Source organism: Actinoplanes sp. NPDC049118, assembly GCF_040648555.1.
Lineage (GTDB): Bacteria > Actinomycetota > Actinomycetes > Mycobacteriales > Micromonosporaceae > Actinoplanes.
In genome coordinates, this window is sequence record NZ_JBEZDY010000035.1 from 22,057 (window position 1) to 39,046 (window position 16,990).

Sequence of the window (16,990 nt, forward strand, 5' to 3'; positions counted from 1 at the left end):
GCGGGTGAGGCGTCGCCGGCCCTGCGTGGTCGCGGGTGGTCAGCGGGCCGGGGCGAAACCCACGATCTTCTCGTTGAGGGCCTTGGTGAAGACGCGCCCTCCGCCGACCGTGACGTCGCCGACGCTGACCCGGTTCCAGATCCTCACCCGGCTCAGCAGCGCACCGTTCGACGCGCGCATGGCCACCAGGTATGCCGGACCCGCGTTGTGCCCGGTCGGCGACTGCTGGAAGTACACGATGCCGGTGTCGACGGTGAGCGTGGTCCGGGGATGGATTCCGCTCCACCAGCGGCGCCGTCCGGTCGCGTCGTAGGCCGCGTAGCGCTGCCCCGCCGTCGCGAAGATCCCGTACCGGCTGGGGTAGGCGGCCGTGTATCCGGCCTCCTCGCCGGCCCACGCCGGGTTCCCGTCCCTCACCCCGTACGCCCGCAGCGCCCCGTCCGCGACGTACGCGTGCGTACCGTCCACCGCGATGCCGCTGCCGCCCTCCACGGACCGCGACCACAGCTTTGCGCCGGTGGCGACGTCGAGAACCGTCAGGGTGCTGGTGCCGCCCGCGTCGATCTGCACCGCCGCGTACCCGGGGGTGGTGGCGAGCTTCACGTATCCGCCGGGCAGCCGGTACGACCAGGCCGGGCGGCCGTCATCGGCGTGCCACGCGAAGACGGTGGTGTTGTCGCACTCGACCTCGCACCCCGACTTGGACACGGTGATCAGGTAGGGGCCCGCGAGCATCGGCTGGTGCGGGAATCGTTCGCCGGGCTGGCTCCGGTCCCACAGGACCCGGCCGTCGGGGCGGAAGGCCCAGAGGTGCGTGTCCTCGCGGAAGGTGGTGACGTACAGGGTGCGCCCGTCCGCGGCCGGCCGGTAGCCGGCGATCGACTCGATCGCCCCGGTGGCGAACGGCAGGCGCCGGCCGGTGCCGGCGTCCCGGCGTACGACCTGCGTGAGCGAACGAAGCTTGGCGGGGTCGGCGACGCCCTCCATGTGGTAGGTCGAGCCGGCCAGGTAGGTCGGGGCGGTCTCGATGGCCGCGGCGGCGGGACCGACGCTCCAGGCGAGACGCAGCCTGCTGGCGCCGGCGGCGTCCGGCCCGGTCACCGGGGCGGCCGCGACCGGTGCGGCCCCGGCGAGAAGCGTCAGGCAGGAGAGGGTCGCCGCCACGATCTTGTTCATGATCGTAGGATCGTCGCCCGCGCCGGGCCGGGCCCGCCGGACTCGCGGACGGTCACCCGCCCGGGCCCGTGATCCGGCGAAAATGGGGAGCGGCGCAGCGCGGTAACGCCTAGCGTCGCGAGGAGTACCACGCCCACCCGGCACGAAGAGGAGATCGATCATGAGGACGTCCGGCGGTATCCCCGGTTCCTTGTCTGTCTCCACCGCCGGAAAGGCACCTCGTGTTAGGTCTGTTCGAAAACCCTGTTGACCCCTTCCCGACCGCCGACGACCACGTACCCGCCGCCGGCGCATGGCGGTTCCTCCTGCGGGAGTTCCGGCCGCTACGACCCGTCGTAGCGGTGGCCGTCGCCACCACCATCCTGTGCGCCGCGATCGAGGTGTGGCTCATCGGGTACGCCGGGGGCCTCGTCGACACGCTCGCCGCCGTGAGCCCGGAGACGTTCTGGGCCGGCCACAGCACCGAACTGCTCACCGTCGCCGTGTTCGTGCTGCTGGTCAGGCCGCTCGTCAACCTGATCGGCGAGGCGCTGGACGACGTCGCGTTCCGCGCCAACGCCCGCCCGCTCGCCCGCTGGCGGGCGCACCGCTACGTCTCGCGGCAGTCCGTCGGCTGGTTCCGCGACGACCTCGCCGGCCGCATCGCCACCTGGGTCCGCGACGGCGGCGAGGCCGCCGGCACCGCCGCGTACTCGGTCATCCACACGCTGGTGTTCGTGGTCGCCTACGTGGCCGGCTCGGTGTGGCTGATGTCCACGATCGACGTGCGCCTGCTGCTGCCCCTGCTCGCCTGGATCGTCGCGTACGCGCTGCTCATGCGCCGGGTCGTTCCGCGCTACCGGCGCGCCTCCGAGCGCCTGCAGGACGCGGAGTCGGCGCTGACCGGCCTGCTCGTCGACTCGTACGCGAACGTCGACACGCTCGCGTTGCTCGGCGCCCGGGACGCGCGCACCGAGCACGACCGTCGGGTGTTCGCGCTGGCCCGGCGGGCACACCTGGACCTGCAGCGGGTCGAGGTGACGATCAACAGCACCATGATGGCGCTCAGCGGCGCGCTGCTCGTCGGGCTCGTCGGGTACGGGATCGCGCTCTGGCGTACCGATGCCGCGCCCCTCGGCCTCGTCGCGGCCGCGCTGGCGCTCAGCTTCCGGATCACCGCGATGGCGGAGTGGCTGCTGGACGCCGTGTCGTCGCTGTTCGGCGCCGTCGGCGCGCTCCGGCGGGCCCTGCGGACCATCGCGCAACCGCTCACGGTCGCGGACAAACCTCAGGCAACCCCTCTTCGGGTACGGGGCGGAGCCATCGGTTTCTCGCAGGTCAGCCACCACTACGGCCGTGGCCGGGGCGGGCTCGACCGGCTGAGCCTCGACGTCGCCGCCGGTGAGCGCGTGGGCATCGTCGGCCGCTCCGGCGCCGGCAAGTCCACGCTTGTCGGCCTGCTGCTGCGGTTCCACGACGCGGAGTCCGGCACGATCATGATCGACGGCACCGACATCACGGACGTGACTCAGGAGAGCCTGCGCGGCCAGATCGCCATGGTCGCCCAGGAGGCCACCCTGCTGCACCGCTCGGTCCGGGAGAACATCGCCGGCCCCGGTGGCGTCGCCGACGCACGCATCGAGGCGGCCGTGCGCCGGGCGTCCGCCGACGAATTCGTCGCCCGGCTGCGCGACGCGGACGGCCGGACCGGACTGGACGCGCACGTCGGCGAGCGCGGTGTGCTCCTGTCCGGCGGCCAGCGCCAGCGGATCGCGCTGGCTCGGGCGTTCTACCGCGACGCGCCGATCCTGGTCCTGGACGAGGCGACCTCCGCGCTCGACTCCGAGGCGGAGGCCGCCATCCACGACACCCTCGGCGAGGTGATGACCGGCCGTACCGTGATCGCGATCGCGCACCGGCTCTCCACCATCGCGCACCTGGACCGGATCGTCGTCCTCGACGCGGGCCGGATCGCCGAGCAGGGCACCCACGCCGAGCTGCTGGAACGCGGCGGCCTCTACGCGGACCTGTGGTCGCGGCAGTCCGGCGGATTCCTCGGCACCGCCGCAGGCCAGGACGGTGCGGATGCGCGCGTACCGGCCGGGGGTTCCTGAGGACTGGAGAGGCGACCGGCGCAAGGTGTTGCGTCAAGATGGGCGTCAACTACGGCTTGGAGAAGGTCCGTTTCGCCAGCCCCGTCCGGGTCGGATCCAAGATCCGTCTGAACGCGACCGTGGTCAGCGTCGAGGACGTGACCGGCAACGGCGTACAGAGCACCTTCGACTTCACCGTCGAGGTCGACGGATCCAGCAAACTCGCCTGCGTCGCCCGTCCCATCTACCGGCACTATGCCTGAAATCAGGCCACGGCCACGCAGGGCAGTGTCTCTACCTGCTGTGTGACGTGGGTCGCACGGCGGGGTGTTCACGTGAAGAGCGCGACCGCACTCCTTCTTGACGACAACGCCGCGCTTCGCGGCGCGTGGCTTCGATCAAGAGGGAGTGCTCTCGTGAGTGGTGCGACGCACCCGGCCCCAAGACGGCGACCGCCGGCCGGCCTGAGCCGCGATGACACCGGTTCCGGGCCGCATCGGACGATGTCGCTGGTGATCGGGATCATCGTGACGCTGTGCGGGATCGCCGTGGCGGTCCTTATGGCGGCGATCGCCGCGTTGAGCGTGGCTGTTCTGCGCGGCACCGCGTTGGAGATCCTCACCGTCGGCGGGGCCACCTTCGGCGCGTGCCTGACCCTGGAGCTCGCCGCGGCCGGGCTGTATGCCGCGTTGCGCGGCCGGCCGTAGCCGAGCCTTTCACTCGAAAGTGGACCCCGTTCACCCTCTGCGGGGACAACCGTCACGTCGCGGGCACGGTGGCGCCTCTACTGCATGACAACGGTCAGCTACGCGATCGGAGAGTGCGGTGGCACCAGCTGTGAAGGGCCTGCCGGCGTGACGCCCGAACCGGACGCCGATCCGCCCCGGACGCCGGTCACCAGCCCCGAGATCGACGAGTTCTTCACGAGCGAGCATCCCCGCCTCGTGAACATCGCCTGGAAGAGGCTCGGCAACCGGCAGGACGCCGAGGAGGCCGCGGCCGAGGTGATGGCGCAGATGTGGTGGCGATGGCCGCAGATCGACAACCACCGGGCCTACGCACACACCGCGCTGGTCAACGAGATCAAGCGAATGCGCGGTGGCGCGTACGCCCGGCTCTGCGATCTGACCTCCCCGGACCGGGTCGAGGAGAGCGTGGCCGCGGCGCCCGAGGCCGATCTCTACGAGGAACGGCAGGTCGTGGAGCAGCACCTGGTGCACCTGCCGCCGGCCCAGCGCGACGTCATCCGGGAGCGGGTGGTCAACGACCTGGACTACAAGCAGATCGCCGCCAAGCTCGGCAAGACCGAGCCGGCCGTACGGCAGAACGCGGCGCAGGGCGTGAAGAAGTTGCGCGCCCGCATACCGAGGCCGGCGTCGGCGCAGGAACCCGAAGCGGCGGACACCGAGACCGAGCGGAGGGAGACCCGGTGAACACCAGCGACAACACCAGCCGCTTCCCGGAGCCACACCGGGATCTCCCGGCCGAGCCCGCCGCCGGTGACGACATCGACCGGCGGGTGGACGAGATGGTCGCCACCGGAGCCCTCCAGCATTGGCGCGCCCAGGTCGAGCGGCGTGTCCTGCGTATCGCCGCCGACACCGGTCAGGGCCTGCCCGACCACCTCACGGCCGAGGAGATCGCGGCTCCCGCCGAGGAGGAGAGCCGGGCGGCCGCTCACGTCTACGTAGGGGAGAGAGCCTCGCGTGCCACCGTCGTCGTGGTCGACGGGCAGCACCGGCTTGGCGCGCTCGGGCGCATCAACGTGCTGTCCGGCAGGGCGGCCTCCCTGGGTACTGCGCTCAGGAACAGCCGCCGTGCCGTGCCGTCGCAGCAGCCGGGCGGAAGGACCGCCGTCATTCCGCCGCGGCACCTCGCCGGCCCGCAGCCGTCGAGGTACCCGCCCCGGCCCGACCCGGCCGACGCGGCCGCCGAGGTGTGGGCGCTGGTCGAGCGGGCCCAGGCCGGCGAGTCCGAGGCCTTCGGCCTGATCTACGACCGGTACGTCGACACGGTCTTCCGCTTCGTCTACTTCCGGGTCGGCAACCGGCAGCTCGCCGAGGACCTCACCTCCGACACCTTCCTGCGCGCGCTCAAGCGCATCCGCGGCTTCACCTGGCAGGGGCGCGACGTCGGGGCGTGGCTGGTCACCATCGCCCGTAACCTCGTCGCCGACCACTTCAAGTCGGGCCGCTACCGGCTCGAGGTCAGCACCGGAGACGTGCTGGACGGCGATCGCGAGGACCCGGGCCCGCAGGGCAGCCCGGAGTCGGCGGTGCTCGACCACATCACCAACGTGGCGCTGCTCACCGCGGTCAAGCAGCTCAACCCGGAGCAGCAGGAGTGCATCGTGCTCCGGTTCCTGATGGGCTTCTCGGTGGCCGAGACCGCGCAGACCATGGGCAAGAACGAGGGCGCGATCAAGGCCCTCCAGTACCGGGCCGTCCGGGCACTCGCCCGGCTGCTCCCCGACGGATTCACCTCGGCTGCGAGCCGGTGAGGCCCCCTGTCGATCACCGGCCCGGCGTTTCACGGCCGTCCTGAAGGGCGAGTGACGGATCTGTCGGATCGGTGCTCCAATGGAGACCCGAACCGGCAATGTCGAGGAGCGCCGATGCCCGAGTCCCCCGTCGTCATGGTGCACGGGATCTGGAATCTACGTGCCGGCCGGACCCGGGAGCAGGCGGCGGCGGACCTCGCCGAGGCGTGGCGGCCCCGGCTGGCCGCCGGCTGCCAGGCGGCCGGTCTGGGCCACGAGACCACGCCCCGACTGGTCGCGGCCTACTACGCCGACGTGCTGGACCCGCTCGTGCAGGGCGACGACGACGCGCTCGACCAGCTCACCCCGGCGGAGGAGGAGGCCCTGCTGCGCTGGCTGATCGAACTGGGCCTGCCGGACGAACTGGCGCAGGGCTCGCTGACCGCGCCGCTGCGACAGGGCATGGACTGGCTGGCGCGCCGGCGCGGCGGCGAATCGCTGACCCGGGTGATGACCGCGGTCCTGCGCGAGGTCTACGCCTATCTCACCCGCCCGGCGCTGCGCGTACGCGTCCGGGACGTGGTGGCCGAGGCGATCGACCGGCACCGGCCGCAGGTGGTGGTCGCTCACTCGCTCGGATCGGTGGTGACCTACGAGGCGCTGCACGCCGGCGGCCAGCAGGTCGACCTGCTGGTCACCCTCGGCTCGCCGCTCGGGCTGCCCGGTTCGGTCTTCGAGGGCCTGGACCCGGAGCCGGTCGACGGACGGGGCGCGCGGCCGCCGGGCGTCGGCCGGTGGGTGAACATCGCCGACGTCGGCGACGTGGTCGCGGTGCCGCGACGCCTCGGCGACCGTTTCCCGGTGGACCTGCACGACGAGGTGAACCTGGGCACGGTCGACTTTCACACTCTCGGCGGCTATCTGTCCTGCGCACCCACCGCCGCGGCGATCATGGCGTACGCCGGATGACCGTGCCGTCGGCGACGGGGAGGGAGCCGTGAGCGACCCGCCACCCACCCGGTCCCGCCGTCTCGACCTGGCTGAGGCCGTGGCGATCCTGGCCGACTCCCCGGTCCTCGCCGACGCGATGGGCCGGTCGATGGTCATCGAGGAACTCAGGCACACGGTCGGGCGGCTCGACTTCGCCCGGTCCGCAAGCACCCGGGCCGAGCTGGTGTCCCTGATCCGGGCCTGTGCCGCGCAACCGCACGGCCTGGCCGCCCTGGCCGAGGTCATCGCCCTCTTCGACCCGCACGCGGGGCAGCGCCTGCGAGCCGCCGTCGAGCTGACCGAGCCCCACGCGCTGCTGCGCGCCGACGAGCGGCACACGCTGCTGGAGCTGCTGGCGCGGGCCGCGCCCGCCGATATCGCCGCGGCCTACCGTTCCACCGTCGGTCGGCTCGGGCCGGCTCTGGCGCCCGCCGCCGACACGCCGGACGCCGTCGTCGAGCTGATCGAGGACGCCATCGGTCCGCCCGGGGACGCACCCCCCGTGATCCGGTTCGTCCTGTTCCTGGCGGCGCGGCTGCACGAGGCACCGTCCGGGCCGCTGGGGGAGTGGGCGGCGGCGGTGGCGCACCGGCTGGCGGTGCCCGCCGATCAGCTGCGGCGGGCTCGGGAGGCGGCCGCCGACCGTCCGTCGTACCCGGCCATGCTGACCTGCCTCCAGTTCGAACTGACACAGGACGGCATTCACCGCGATCGGTACCTTCTGATCGCCCGGATTCAGCGCGAGGACCACACCGGAATGATGTGGTTCGCCGACGATCAGCCGCGCCGGCTCGACGACGTCCGGCGGCAGACGGTCCGGCTCGTGACCGAGATGTCCGGCCGGCTCGCGCCCGGCGATCCGCTGCGGGTGGAGTTCTTCCTGCCGTCGTCGCTGCTCGGCCTGCCGGTCGACCGGTGGTCCGACGGCGGGGAGCCGTCGATCGGCGTGCGGTATCCGGTGGTGGTGCGCAGCATCGACCGCGCGCACAGCATTCTCCTGCGCCGTCGCTGGGAGCTGAGCTGGCGCCGGCTCATGGCGCAGCGGCAGGCCCTGGCGGCGGACGCCGCACACTGGCTGGAACGGCCGGCCCAGATCTCCGCGTCCCTGTCCGCCGCGGAGCCGGTACTTGTCGCGATGGCGGCCGGTCCCAACGATCGCGGCCGGCATTGTGGTCACGAGGTCGCCGCCGTCCTGAACGCGGGCGTGCCCGCCATGCTCTGGTCGCGCAACGGCGGCGACCCCGGCACTGTCCGCCGCGCCATCGCCGACCAGCTCGGACCGGTGACGATGGCGGACCTATGGCGGGCGGTCACCCGCATCCGGGCCGATGCGACACCCGCCGACCCGCATCACGTCGGACACGATCTCAGCCTGATGTGGGACGACCCGAGTCTCCTTCCACCCACACAGCGGCTGAGCGCGCCTCAGTGACAGGAGTGACGATGGTTTCGGAATCGCCGAACGGCGCCGGCTGGCACCTCTACCGCGGCACCGGAGTGCCGGGGGACGGCATCTCCCGGCTACCGGCCCCGCCCGCGTGGCGGCGATTCGACGGGGAGGTGGTGTCCAGCACCGACGACCTCGTGCAGGCCGGCGCGTACGACGCGGGCTCCTATCGGGGCGGACGGTATCTGCCGGACGCCGCGACGATCGACGCGGTCAACGCCGCGCTCTACCTGCGGCGCCCGTTGCTGGTCACCGGCAAGCCGGGCACCGGCAAGTCGTCGCTGGCACACAGCATCGCGCACGAGCTCCGGCTCGGTCCGGTGCTGCACTGGCCGATCAACAGCCGATCCAGCCTGCAGGGCGGGCTGTACAGCTACGACGCGATCGGCCGGCTGCAGGACGCCAACCTGGCGCGCCTCGGACCCGAGGCCGCGCCGAGCCCGGACATCGGGAACTACGTCACGCTCGGGCCGCTGGGCACCGCCTTCGCCGGCTGGCCGATCCCGCGCGTACTGCTGATCGACGAGTTGGACAAGAGCGACGTCGACCTGCCGAACGATCTGCTCACCATCGTGGAGGAGGGTGAGTTCACCATCCCGGAGCTGGTCCGGATGGCCGACGCGGGGCCGGTGACGGTGCAGACCTCCGACGCGGCGGGCCGGGTACCGGTCCGCGACGGCCGGGTCCGCTGCAGTGCCTTCCCCATGGTGGTGATCACGAGCAACGGCGAACGGGAGTTTCCGCCGGCCTTCCTGCGCCGCTGCATCCGCCTCGACGTCCAGGCGCCCGGCCCCGAACAACTCGCGCAGATCCTGGCCGCGCACCTCGGTGAGGAGTCCGTGGAGAGCAGCCGCGACCTGATACACCGGTTCCTGACGCTGCGCGACGCCGGCGATCTGGCCACCGATCAACTGATGAACGCCATCTTCCTTACCAGCGCCGACGGCGTCGGCAGCAGGGCGGAACACGAGCGGCTGGCCGAGCTTGTGCTCCGCCGGCTCAACTCGGAGTACTGAGCATGCTGGATCGGCTGGTGGCGGCGGCGCCGGGCGAGGTGTCGGCGGTGGAGCTGGCGGACGCCGTGTGGCTCGCCCGGTTCCTGCCGGCGGCCGGCGATCTCACCGCGACACCGGCCGGCGACACGCCTGCGAACGACGGCACGCCGGAGCCGCCGCCGGTACCGCAGACGGACGGCGAACCGGAGGACCGGGTGCCGGCCGACGAGCCCCGTACCCGGGGACGCCCCCAAGCGGATCTCGTCCTCCAGGGTGCGCAGGCCCGCGGGCCGACGCTGCGGGTGCCCTCGGCCCCCGCACTACGAAATCGCCGGGCCTTGCAGCGGGCCCTCCGTCCGCTGCGGCGCAGCGCCGACACGAGCAGCAGGTGGATGGTGATCGACCCAGAGGCCTCGGCCCACCGGACCGCCGAGACCGATCTGCTCACGATCGTCTTCCGGCCCGCCCCGGCCCGCTGGCTGGACCTGGCTCTGGTGTTCGACGACAGCGACTCCATGGTGATCTGGCACTCCGTCTCCAACGAGCTGCAGGAACTGCTCGCCCGGCAGGGCGCGTTCCGTGACATCCGCCGCTGGCACCTGGTCAGCAGGCGGGACGACGGCGGGCCGCCGCGGCTGGCGCTGACCGGCTCCCGCCGCGACATCCGGGTGCACAGCCCGGACGAGATCGTGGACCCGACCGGCCGTCGCCTGGTGATGGTCTTCAGCGACTGCGTCGGCGAGGCCTGGAGCAGCGGCGCGATGGCGCCGATCCTGGAACGCTGGGGCCGCAGCGGTCCGGTGGTCATCGTGCAGCCGCTGCCGCAGACGATGTGGTCGCGCTGCGCCGTACCGTTCACCCCGATCGAGCTGCAGTCCGTCGCGCCCGGCCTGCCCAACTCCCGGCTGCGGGTCTCCCGGCCCGCGCCGGCATTGATCGACGAAGGCGGCGACGGGGTCCCGGTCCCGGTCATCGAGCTGGCGCCGCGCTGGGTCGAGCAGTGGGCGGCGATGGTGGCCGGCACCGCCTTCGGCCCGGTCCGCGGCATGGGCCTGCTCACCGGGGACGGCGTCGCACCGGCCGAGGAGGCGCAGACACCGCCCGCCGACCCGGTCGACCGGGTCTTCGCGTTCCGCACGACCGCCTCACCGGCGGCGTTCCGGCTCGCCGCGCACCTGGCCGCGGCCGCTCCGCTGACCCTGCCGGTCATGCGCCTGATCCAGGCCGCCGCCGTGCCGGACAGCGATCACCGCCAGTTCGCCGAGCTCTTCCTCAGCGGCCTGCTACGCCGGGTCACCCTGGCGGAGGCGCCGGTCGAGCCGGACGATATCCAGTACGACTTCATGCCCGGCCTGCGCGAACTGTTGATCAGCACCCTCACGCGGCAGCAGGCGCTGGACGTCCTCCGGCGGGTCAGCGACTTCCTCACCCGCCGTTTCGGCCAGCCGGTCGACTTCACCGCGGTGCTGGCCGATGCCGAGACGACGCTGAGCCCGACGGTCAGGCCGTTCGCCAGCGTCGCGGTCACGGTGCTCGACCAGCTCGGCGGCCCCTACGCCGAGCAGGCCGCCCTGCTGCGACGAACGTTGGGCGGCGCCGCCGTGGACGTTCCGGCCACACCCTCGATGCCGGCCGGCGAGGTCGCCGAGGGCGGGGAAGAGCCCGCGTTCTGGTTCCGGCTCGGCGCGGCACCGCGGCCCACCGGACGGCTGGTCGGCACGGACGTCCGCGTCGAGCGGGTACGCGCGATGCTGACCGGTGACGGTCCGTCGCGACCCTGCGTCCTGGCCGGCCCCGGCGGGAGCGGTACGAGCACCGTGGCGGCGGCGTACGCCCGGCGCTACGCGGACGACTACGAGATCGTCTGGTGGATTCCCGCCGACCGTCCGGAGCGGATCCGTGCCGCGCTGGCCGGCCTCGGCAGGGAGCTCGGGCTGCCCGTGCCGGAGCGCGTCCCGGGGCTGCCGGTCCTGCCCGGCTGGGCCTCGCAGACGGTGGCCGCCCTGTCCGACGGCGAGCCGGTCCGGCGCTGGCTGCTCGTCTTCGACGGTCTGGACCCGGGCACGGACCTCACCCCGTACCTGCCGGCCGGCGGGCACACGATCGTGACGACCCGCGACGGCGACCTCGACCCGGAGCGGACGGTCCCGGTCGACCTGGAGGCCGCGGAGCGCCGGGAGCTGGGGCCGGAGTGGGCTGAGACCGCCGAGCGGTTCCAGCCCGCCGGCCTCCGGGTCCTGCAGGCCTGGCGCGCGACCGCGGGTAGCCCGCTCGACCCGGACACGGTGGCCGCGGTGGGGGCCGCGGACGACCCGATGCCCGCGGCGTGCCGTCAGCTTCTCGCCGAGCTCCCGCCCGAGACGGCCGCCGCGCTGCTGCGCTGCGCGTTCGCCGGTAGCTCGCCCGTGCCGGTGCCGCTGGTCGGCGCGGCCGGCGACCTCGCGGCCACCGGGCTGGTCGACCGGGGCGACGGCGAGGTGTGGCTGAGCCCCGCGATCCGCGAGGGCGTCCGGGCGGCAGCCTCCGCGGCGCAGGCGCGGGCCGCGTGCGACGCCGTCCATCTCGCGCTGTCCGGGGTGGATCCGGGCCCGCCGGACGATCCGCGCACCTGGGCCGCCTACGCCGGGTTGACTCCGCTGATCTTCGGGGCGGCGGCGGCCGAGTCGGCCGAGCCCGCGGTCTCCCGGCTCGTGCTGCGCGTGATCGACTTCCTGGACGAGGCGGGCGAGCGGGGCATCGCCCGGGCGCTGCGTACGGCACGGCACCGCGGATCCGGATGAGCGGCGCCGTAGTCCGCCGGGCGACAAGCATCGGCATCCACGGGTACGGCGCGACCGCCGTACCCGTGGAGGGTGATCCCGGCCCGTACCGGGACCTGCCGTTCGTGCCGGAACGGGTCCGCGCGGTCGCCGCCGCCCTGAAACGGGTGGCGTACTCCACCCGGCGGCACGGCCTCGACCGCGGCCTGACCGCCGCCACGGCCGCGAGCCGGGTGCGGAAGGCGTTCGGCGGCACGGCGGAGGACGTCCTGATCGTCCACGTAGTCGGGCACGCCAAGATGCTCGACGAGTCCCTGTACGTGGTCGGCGCCGACGGCAGGTGGCTGCCCGGCACCGAGGTCGAGCAGTGGATCAAGGACATCGAGCACGACCCCGACCCGCCCTTCGTGCTGTTCCTGCTCGACGTCTGTCACGCCGGCGTGGCCGCGACGCTCGGCTGGCAGCTCCGGCGCGCCGGCGGTCCCGGCCGGGCGTGGGTGATAGCGGCGAGCGAGATCAGGGAGAACGCGTTCGCCGGCTGCTTCAGCCAGGCGGTCGCCAACTTCCTCAACCGGCTGAGCACCGGCAGGATCGACATCTTCCCGTCCTACCGGCACGTGCCGTACGCCGCGATGATCGAGTACCTGCGCAGCGAGACCGCCGCGGTGGCCCGCGAGCGCGGCCTGCCCGAGCAGAACGTGCGGGGCACGCCGATCGACGGCGAGCCGGATCTGCCGTTCTTCGTCAACCCGTGCGCCTCCCAGGACGGCGCCGCCTGGGCGGGGCGGCGTACCGATCGGCTCGCCCGGCCGTTCCTGGACGAGGTCGCCGACGACCTGCACTTCCGCCAGCGCGCCTCCGGCCTGTTGCCCGACCGCCCGGGCACGATGGGCTACTTCACCGGACGCGAGTCCGAGCTGCGGACGCTTGTCGACTGGTTGGACACCGGCGACGGAGACGGGATCGTCCTGGTCACCGGGAGCCCGGGGGCCGGCAAGTCGGCGCTGCTCGGTGTTCTGGTGTGCGCCGCGCACCGGCAGCTGCGCGACGAGACGGAGCCGATCTGGCACGGCCTGGCCGTGCGGCCCGCCCGAAATCCCGGCCTCGCTGCCGTGCACGCCCGCGAGCGCACCGTGGACGCCGTCGTCGCCTCCCTGGTGCGCCAGTGGGAGCTCGGACCCGACCCGGAGAACTGGACCGTCGACCGGCTGCTGGCCGCCGTGCTGGCCCGGCCGGCGCCGCCCACTTTGATCATCGACGCGCTGGACGAGGCGAACGTACCGGACGGCCTGATGACCGAGCTGCTCTTCCCGTTGACCCGCTCGCGCCCGGACGGGCGGCCGGCCTGCCGGCTTCTCGTCGGCGCGCGCGACGACACCCAGCTGCGGCCGCTGCGGGACCTCGCCGCCGGCGAGGGCCGGGTCGTCGACCTGGACCGGACGCCGCCGGACGAGCTGCGCTCCGACCTGAAGCGGTACGTGCAGACGCTGCTGAGCCGGGAGCCGCAGTACGACGACGCCGGCCATCGCGACGTCGTCGAGGCGTTCGCCGGCGCGGTCGCCGACACCCTGGTCCCCGAGGACGGGGACGACGGCCGGGCACGCGGCGAGTTTCTGATCGCGGCCCTGTTCACCCACGCCTTCGTCCGGGCCACCGCGAAGACGCCGGTGAACGACGCGCCGGCCGCCGGCGAGCACGGCCGGCGCGTACCGCGTACCCTGCCGGATCTCCTGGCGCTCGATCTGCGCGGCCGGGCCGGCGGCGCGTCCCGGCTGCGCCGGCTGCTGGTCGCGGTGGCGCACGCGCGGGGCGACGGCATGCCGCTCGAACTGCTCGAACCGGTGTGCGCCGCGCTGGCCCGCGCCGCCGGCCTGAGCCGGGTGCCCAACCTCCGGCAGATCCGCAACGACCTCGCCTCGCTGCGGTTCTACCTTCGCCTGGCACCGGAGTCGACCGACGGCACCACGCTCTACCGGCTGTTCCACAACAACCTCGCCGAGGAGCTGGCCGGCGACGCCGGCGGCCACGTCCTGGCGGCGCTGCTCAGCGCCGTGCCGCGCCACGACGGCCGGCCGGTCTGGGCGCGGGCGGCGCCGTACCTGGTGCGGCATCTCGCCCAGCATGCCGACGCGCCTGCGCTGGACGTCCTGCTGACCGACCCGGATTTCGTGGCCCGGGCGGAACCGTCGACGTTGATCGTCGAGCTGGACCGCGCCGAATCGGCGACCGCCAGGCGGATCGCCACCGTCTACCGCACCAGCGCGCACCGACACGGCCTCGTCGGACCTGACGAGCGGCGGCAGATCCTCATGATCGACGCCCTGCGGCACGGCTTCGCCGACCTGGCCGGGCTCCTCGCCGCCGGCGGCCGGTGGCGGCCGGTCTGGGCGACCGGCAGTCAGGCCAACGCCGCCGTGACGGCGAACCTGCTCGGTCACCGGGGCCGGGTGCACGGCATCGCGACCGTGGCGCAGGGCGGCCGGACGTGGGCGGTCAGCACCGGTACCGACGGCACGGTCCGGGCCTGGGACCTGCGCCGTGGCACCGCCGTGGGGCGCGCCTGGCAGACGTCGGCGACGTGGAACCAGTTCGCCGCCGGCGCGGTCGTGGCGAACCGGCCGCTGGCCGTCGTCAACGTCGACGATCGGGTCCTCCAGGCTTACGACGTGGAGACCGGGGACGCGGTCGGCGCGCCCCTGCCGCACCGGAGCGCGATAACAGCGCTCGCCGTGTCCGGCGGTTACGCCATGAGCAGCACGGTGGCCGGCACGGCGCACCGGTGGAATCTGGAGTCCGGCGCACCGCAGGAGTTCGACACCCTGGGGCGGTGCACCGCGATCACCGGGGCGGACGGCTTCAGCCTGCACCTGGCCGACGGGACGGTCGTCGAGGAGGCCGAGCCGGGCGGCGCCGCACCCGGGCTCCGCGAGCTGCTCGGTCCGCTGCCCGATGACGCCGAGGTGACGGCCGCCGCGGAGACCGTCGTGAACGGCCGGCGCGTCGTGGTAAGCGGCACGGCCGACGGTGCGGTCATCGTGCGCCACCCGGGCGACGGCCGGCGGCGGGACCGGACCCTCGGGCACCACCGCGGCCGGGTCAACGCCGCCGCCTGCACCACGATCGACCGCCGGCCGTACGCGATAACCGGCGGCGACGACGGGATCCTCAGGATCTGGGCACTGACCGCGGGCGATCCGACCTACGTCGTGGTGGGCCACTCCGGCAATGCCGTCAAGGGGCTCGCCTGCGCCCGGGTCGGCGACCGGCCGGTCGCCGTGCTGGGCAGCACCGACGCGACCATCCGGGTGGTGGCGCTGCGCGAGGCCCGTACCGCGAGGCGCTCGCCGACCGGGCACACCGCGTGGACCAACGGCGTCGGACTGCTCGACTCGTTCGCGGTCACCGCCAGCAGCGACGGAACCGCCATGGTCTGGGACATCCGATCCGGTCGGCGGCGGCGCGTTCTGGACGGCCATCACGGCGGGGTCTTCGCGGTGGCCTGCGCCGGCACCCGTGACGGCCCGGTGGCGATCACCGGCGGCAACGACGGGGCGGCGATCGTGTGGGACCTGCGCTCCGGCGGGCAGCGGCAACTCCTGGCCGGGCACGCCGGTGGCGTGTTCGGCCTCGCCACCACCGTCGTCGAGGGCGTGCCGTTGGTCGTCACCGGAAGCAACGACGGCACGGCGCAGGCCTGGGACCTGCGCGACGGCCGGAGGTACGGTCCCGTGCTCACCGAGCACGGCGGCGGGGTGAACGCCCTGGCGTGCGGCCGCGTCGGCGGCCGGCAGGTCGTGGTGACCGCCGCCGACGACGGGGCCGCACGCGTCTGGGACCTGCGCGACGGCAGCCTCACCGCGGTACTCGGTGAGCACGGGGCGTGGATGCACGCGGTCGCCTGCGCCGAGGGAGCGGGCGGCACCCCGCTCGTCCTGACCGGTGACACCGAGGGCCGGCTGCACTGGTGGGACCCCGCCACCGCGGGGCGGGCCGCCCCGGCGATCCGGGCGCACGAGGGCCCGATCTACGGCCTGGCGGCGGCGCGACTCGAGGGGCGCCCGGCGATCTTCACCGCCGGCCACGACCATGTGGTTCGCGCCTGGGACCTCGTCAGCCGCCGGCAGCTCGCCGCGATCGCGATGCCGTACGCCGTGTCCGCGCTGGCCGTCTCCCGTGACGGCATGGTCGTCGCCGGGTCCGAGTGCGAGGTCGTCGCACTGCGCCTGCCCGCCGCCTGACGGCGCTCAGCGGTGCAGCAGGCCGCGGAGCCGGCGGCCTCGTGCCGACCGCGCCTTCACCGCTCGGCGGCGACCGAGGACGACCGCGGCCACGGCACCGGCGGCGGTGAGGGCGGCCACCGCTACCGGCACGGGCCGGTTGCGGACGGCCTGCTGTACCTGCCGCGCTCGCCGCGGCGCCTGCGCCCGGACGCGGGAGACGCCGGATGCGGACCTGGTCCTGATGTTCGACAGGGCGCCGCGAAGACGCGCACGGGGATTCACCCTGCCGGTGAGCGCCGTGACGGTTGCGCCGAGGTCGGCGCGGGTCCGCTGGATGTCCGCCCGGATGTTCTCCGGAGCGCCCGGAGCGGTCCGCGGAGTCGTCACGCCATCGGTGGTGTAGTCGGTCGTCATGTTCTCTCTCCTCACGGTCGAGCTGTGTCCGCCTGCTTGCCCACCCGGCGCGGACCCCTAACGTGACCTCGTCGTTCATTCACGCCGCCGGGCCGGGTTTCACCGCCGTCAGCCGGGGAACCACCGGTCTCAGTGGTTCAAGCAGGTACTGGAGGCTGGCATGACCCGTAGGACGACCAAGATCGCGTACCGCCCGGTCGGATGGCTCGCCGGCGCCGGCGCGGGCGCGGTGGCCGGGCTGCTGTTCAAGCAGACGTGGAAGCTGGTCGGGCACGACGACGACGCTCCGAACGCCACCGACGAGGATCGCGGGTGGGGCGAGATCCTCCTCGCGGCCGCGATCCAGGGCGCGATCTTCGCGCTGGTCAAGGCCGCCGTCGAGCGGGCCGGCGCCACCGGCGTCCGCAGAGCCACCGGAGAATGGCCCGCCTGAACGCG

At 73.6% G+C, this 16,990-nt stretch carries 13 protein-coding genes; 11 read left to right on the forward strand and 2 right to left on the reverse strand.

Translation table 11 applies throughout. The features are described 5' to 3' along the window. Positions 1-39: 39 nt before the first annotated feature. Positions 40-1,176 (reverse strand): PQQ-binding-like beta-propeller repeat protein, encoded by a 1,137-nt coding sequence (locus tag AB0B58_RS37270; protein ID WP_360234205.1) that lies wholly within the window; start codon positions 1,174-1,176, stop codon positions 40-42. Positions 1,177-1,397: 221 nt separating this feature from the next. On the opposite strand from AB0B58_RS37270, the gene AB0B58_RS37275 reads away from it, so the two are divergent. The 10 genes from AB0B58_RS37275 (at position 1,398) to AB0B58_RS37320 (ending at position 16,156) form a co-directional block, all read left to right on the forward strand. Then, positions 1,398-3,269, forward strand: a complete 1,872-nt coding sequence (locus AB0B58_RS37275; RefSeq protein WP_360234208.1) for an ABC transporter ATP-binding protein — start codon at positions 1,398-1,400, stop codon at positions 3,267-3,269. Positions 3,270-3,307: 38 nt separating this feature from the next. After that, a complete protein-coding gene (locus AB0B58_RS37280; protein ID WP_360234211.1) occupies positions 3,308-3,511 on the forward strand; it encodes a hypothetical protein in 204 nt (67 codons plus the stop codon). 240 nt (positions 3,512-3,751) lie between these two features. Further along, complete coding sequence (locus AB0B58_RS37285) at positions 3,752-3,955, forward strand: hypothetical protein (protein WP_360234214.1); 204 nt, start codon at positions 3,752-3,754, stop codon at positions 3,953-3,955. Positions 3,956-4,102: 147 nt separating this feature from the next. After that, positions 4,103-4,681: a sigma-70 family RNA polymerase sigma factor gene (locus tag AB0B58_RS37290; protein WP_360234217.1), complete on the forward strand. Its 579-nt coding sequence runs from the start codon at positions 4,103-4,105 to the stop codon at positions 4,679-4,681. Beyond that, positions 4,678-5,748 carry a sigma-70 family RNA polymerase sigma factor gene (locus tag AB0B58_RS37295; protein WP_360234220.1) on the forward strand — a complete coding sequence of 357 codons (1,071 nt, stop codon included), beginning with the start codon at positions 4,678-4,680 and terminating at the stop codon, positions 5,746-5,748. Before AB0B58_RS37290 ends, AB0B58_RS37295 begins: the two co-directional genes overlap by 4 nt. 114 nt (positions 5,749-5,862) lie before the next feature. Continuing rightward, on the forward strand, positions 5,863-6,696 hold the full coding sequence (locus tag AB0B58_RS37300; protein WP_360234223.1) for a hypothetical protein: 834 nt from the start codon (positions 5,863-5,865) through the stop codon (positions 6,694-6,696). A 28-nt stretch (positions 6,697-6,724) separates the two neighbouring features. Beyond that, on the forward strand, positions 6,725-8,149 hold the full coding sequence (locus tag AB0B58_RS37305) for an effector-associated domain 2-containing protein (protein WP_360234226.1): 1,425 nt from the start codon (positions 6,725-6,727) through the stop codon (positions 8,147-8,149). Between the two features lie 11 nt (positions 8,150-8,160). Beyond that, positions 8,161-9,180, forward strand: coding sequence for a MoxR family ATPase (locus tag AB0B58_RS37310; RefSeq protein WP_360234229.1), 1,020 nt, complete (start codon positions 8,161-8,163; stop codon positions 9,178-9,180). A 2-nt stretch (positions 9,181-9,182) separates the two neighbouring features. Continuing rightward, entirely contained in the window at positions 9,183-11,939 is a 2,757-nt protein-coding gene (locus AB0B58_RS37315; RefSeq protein ID WP_360234232.1) for an SAV_2336 N-terminal domain-related protein, read from the forward strand. Further along, complete coding sequence (locus AB0B58_RS37320) at positions 11,936-16,156, forward strand: AAA family ATPase (protein WP_360234235.1); 4,221 nt, start codon at positions 11,936-11,938, stop codon at positions 16,154-16,156. The genes AB0B58_RS37315 and AB0B58_RS37320 overlap by 4 nt, the downstream gene beginning before the upstream one ends. Before the next feature lie 6 nt (positions 16,157-16,162). On the opposite strand, the gene AB0B58_RS37325 is transcribed toward AB0B58_RS37320, so the two are convergent. Then, the gene (locus AB0B58_RS37325) at positions 16,163-16,552 is read right to left on the reverse strand and encodes a DUF3618 domain-containing protein (RefSeq protein WP_360234238.1); all 390 of its coding nucleotides are present in this window, start codon (positions 16,550-16,552) and stop codon (positions 16,163-16,165) included. A gap of 160 nt (positions 16,553-16,712) precedes the next feature. On the opposite strand from AB0B58_RS37325, the gene AB0B58_RS37330 reads away from it, so the two are divergent. Continuing rightward, positions 16,713-16,985, forward strand: coding sequence for a DUF4235 domain-containing protein (locus AB0B58_RS37330; protein WP_360234241.1), 273 nt, complete (start codon positions 16,713-16,715; stop codon positions 16,983-16,985). Positions 16,986-16,990 lie beyond the last annotated feature (5 nt).